The following is a 3,848-nucleotide window of genomic DNA, read 5'->3' as shown; positions in this document are numbered from 1 at the left end:
GCTTCTAGTGCTTCCTACGATGTTCATCAAAAATTAAATGTTTACCGTCGCAATCAAGTCCAAGAATATCTAGTCTGGCGGTTTTATGAACAAGAAATTGATTGGTTTCGGCTACAGGCAGGAGAATATATTAAACTAGAACCCGATAGTGATGGCATAATGCGCTCCCAAATCTTCCCCGGTTTATGGCTAGATAAAAACGCTTTATTAATGGGCGACTTAGGAAAAGTTTTATTGATTTTGCAGCGGGGGTTAGAAACAGCAGAACATCGAGATTTTGTCAATCAATTAACTGCCAATCACAGCTAGATTTTAAAATTAGACAATTATTCTTGATCTACTGTCGTATAATTACAGAAAGAGTATTTTTGACCTGAATTTGTTCTTAACTGTACCCCACATTTCGACAAGCTCAATGTAAAATAATCTCGCCCCTGATAATCTTCTCATCACCTTACTTTATGTCAAATCTAATCCTTTTCTGGCATCGTCGCGATTTACGTCTCTCGGATAATATTGGACTGAGTAAAGCTAGGGATCGTAGTCCGAAAATTATCGGGGTTTTCTGCCTCGATCCCGCTATTTTAGAGAGGGATGATATCGCCCCTGCTAGAGTTGCCTATCTCCTCGGTTGTCTAGAGGAATTAGAAAAAAATTATCGCCAAAAAGGTAGTCAATTACTGATTATTTGCGGCAACCCCAGTCAAACACTCGTCAATTTAGCTGGCAATTTATCGGCAAAAGCAGTTTTTTTTAACCTCGATATCGAACCCTACGCGCGTCAACGGGATCAACAGGTAATCGCCGCTTTACAAACAAAAGGAATTGAGGTAGAAACCTTCTGGGATCAACTTCTCCACGCTCCAGGACAAGTCCTCACCCTCTCAAAAAGTCCCTACACCGTATATACTCCTTTTTGGAAAAATTGGAGCCAATTAGCCAAAGCCAGCCCCAAAACCCTAGAAAACCTGCAAGGATTAGACGAAAATGAGGGGGAGAAACTCGCAGAAACTATTAACTTACCAACCCTAGAAAATTTAGGTTTTACCTGGCAAAACCCCTTACCCCTCGCTCCCGGAGAAAAGGCCGCCCGTAGCAGATTAGAAGAATTTTGTCAAGGGGTTATTAACAATTATCAAGAAGATCGTAACTTCCCCGCTTTCGATGGCACCTCGCGCTTGAGTGCCGCTTTAAAATTTGGGGCGATTGGCATCCGCACAATTTGGACGGCAACCCTAGAATTATTAGAAAATTGCCGCGCCGAGGAAGCAAAAGATAGTATTATCACTTGGCAGCAAGAGTTAGCTTGGCGGGAATTTTACCAGCATTGTCTCTATTTTTTCCCAGAATTGGCGGTCGGTGCTTATAGAAAAGAATTTCGTCATTTTCCTTGGCAGGATAACGAAGAACATTTTCAAGCTTGGTGCCAGGGAAAAACCGGCTATCCGATCGTTGACGCGGCCATGCGACAATTAAATGAAACGGGATGGATGCACAATCGTTGTCGCATGATCGTGGCGAGTTTTTTAACCAAAGATTTAATTATTAACTGGCAAAAAGGCGAAAAATACTTCATGCAGAAACTTTTTGATGGCGATTTAGCCGCTAATAATGGTGGTTGGCAGTGGAGTGCCTCTAGTGGCATGGATCCGAAACCTTTAAGAATTTTTAATCCCGCTAGTCAGACACAAAAATTCGATCCGGAAGGGGAATATATTCGTCAATGGTTGCCGGAATTAGCTTCCGTAGATACGGAATATCTAGTAACCGGGAAAATCCCCCGTTTAGAAAGACATCGTTGTGGTTATCCTGAGCCAATTGTCGATCATAATCAACAACAAAAAGAATTCAAACGACTCTATAGCAATCAGAAGCCAAAACGGTAAAACTAGCTACTTTTGACCGGCTTTAATCTGGTTCCAAACATCCTCTAAACTTAGATATAACACAGGCACAACAATTAAACTCAACAGGGAAGAAGTGACTAAACCTCCCACAATTACCATCGCCATGGGTTGCCGCAATTCCGCACCAGTACCCAATCCCAAAGCGATCGGAATCATGCCTAAAATTGTCGAACAAGTGGTCATTAAAATCGGTCTTAACCTAATCATTCCCGTTTCTAAAACCGCTTCCTCCCGACTCCAACCCTGTTGACGCAATTGGTTAGTATAATCCAGCAATAACACAGCATTTTTATCGAGTAGTCCCAAGAGGAAGATAAACCCGATCAGAGAAATCATACTAAACTCACTACCCGTTACCAATAACCCCAACATTGCCCCCACAATCGCTAAAGGTAAACATAAAGCGATGACGATAGTTTCTAGCAGTCTTCTGAATAATAACCATAAAACTCCTAACATTAAAATTGTCGCTAGGATTAAAGTGCGACCAAAACTGCCCAAAACATCGCTACTTTGAGAAGAAGTACCCCAACGCTGTAAAGTTATCCCTTCCGGTAAAGGAATCCCTTCAATTTTAATCGCCGCATCTTCTAATCCTAAATCGGGACTAAGATTAGCACTGAGAAAAATCGCCTGTTGACCATTTAAACGCTCGATCGCCAAAAAATCCCCCCGCTCATTTAATCTAGATGATAGGGAAATATCCTTTAAACCGGCGATTTTAGCAGCCTCAACCCGCAATTTCTCGGCACTATCGCGCAATAGCTGCAAATCATCGCTTTTAATCGCAATTTGGATCGGCTTTTCCGCTTCCGTCTGCACAAAAGGAATGTCCTCGACACTGACATTCACCCCTCTAATTGTCGGTAAAATTTGCCGAATCCGTTGCTGCACCGCACTGGTGTGAGATTTACGATCGCTCTTCAGTTTAACGTGAATTTTGCCACGATTCGGCTCACCGCGTAAACCGGCGATCATAAAAGTCGATTCCACTTCCCCATCCTGCAAAATCGGCGCTTCTAATTTGCTGCCATCGCGGATAGTGCGACGCAAAAGAAAACTTTCGGGAGAACTCGCTAACTGAGAAATCCAAGCGAAACTATCGCTAGAACTCTTAGCCGTCGGTTTATTAGGACTAATTTGCGTTATTTTCGGCAAAGGAGAAGTATAAACCAGATTAAACTCGCCGCGATCGAGTCGGGGAATAAATCCCCTAGAAATAAAAGGAATCAAGGCAATACCCGCAAAAAAGGTAATTAGGGCGATAGCAATGACCAGCAAACGATGACGCAATGACCAGTTTAAGAGCCGTCGATAGGTGTTCTCAATTGGTCGCTTTTGTTTCGTTATTTTTGCCCGTGACTGCGGTTTCAGCCAATATACTGCCAAAACGGGCGATAAAGTTCTGGCGATCAACAGAGAAAAAATCACCGCAGCCGAGACAGTTAAACCGAAGGGTTGGAAAAACTGTCCCACCGCACCCCCCATAAAAGCGACGGGTATAAACACCGCAACAATGGTTAAAGTGGAGGCGGTGACAGCTAATCCGATCTCCCTTGTCCCCTTGAGTGCCGCATTTTTCGGGGTTTCCCCCGCGTCGATTAAACGGGAAATATTTTCTACATCCACGATCGCATCATCCACGACAATGCCGATCACCAAAGCGAGAGCCAGCAGCGTCAGGGTTTCCAGATTAAACCCATAGATTGCCATGATAATGAAAGTCCCCAAAAGAGATAGGGGGATAACCAGAGCAGAAATGATTGTAGCGGCGAAACTGCCTAAAAATATCCAGATCACCAGCACCGACAGCAAAACTGCCAAGAGTAAATCATCGATCGTGCCTTGTAGGGCAGCGCGAATATATTCCGCTTGGGTTTCAGCTAAAATTATCTTGACATCGGGCAGTTTTTGTGCTATGTCTTTAACCAGTTTTTCTGC

At 43.5% G+C, this 3,848-nt stretch carries 3 protein-coding genes; 2 read left to right on the top strand and 1 reads right to left on the bottom strand.

Translation table 11 applies throughout. The annotated features are described in order from the left end of the window. Positions 1 to 309 (top strand): Uma2 family endonuclease (locus PX481_RS03725; protein ID WP_288093705.1); only part of this gene is annotated, 309 nt, incomplete at its 5' end. Between the two features lie 152 nt (positions 310 to 461). Beyond that, positions 462 to 1,886: an FAD-binding domain-containing protein gene (locus PX481_RS03720; RefSeq protein ID WP_002758099.1), complete on the top strand. Its 1,425-nt coding sequence runs from the start codon at positions 462 to 464 to the stop codon at positions 1,884 to 1,886. 6 nt (positions 1,887 to 1,892) lie between these two features. On the opposite strand, the gene PX481_RS03715 is transcribed toward PX481_RS03720, so the two are convergent. Next, positions 1,893 to 3,848, bottom strand: a 1,956-nt coding sequence (locus tag PX481_RS03715) for an efflux RND transporter permease subunit (RefSeq protein ID WP_288093704.1), incomplete at its 5' end; no start/stop codon positions are given.

Source organism: Microcystis sp. M53603_WE2 (genome assembly GCF_030065435.1).
The sequence above is the reverse complement of the archived record's forward strand: the minus strand, read 5'-3'. Positions and strand labels throughout refer to the sequence as shown.

Excerpts from the sequence above, each read along its gene's own strand:
- PX481_RS03720 (WP_002758099.1), top strand. The coding sequence starts at position 462 with ATGTCAAATCTAATCCTTTTCTGGCATCGTCGCGATTTACGTCTCTCG.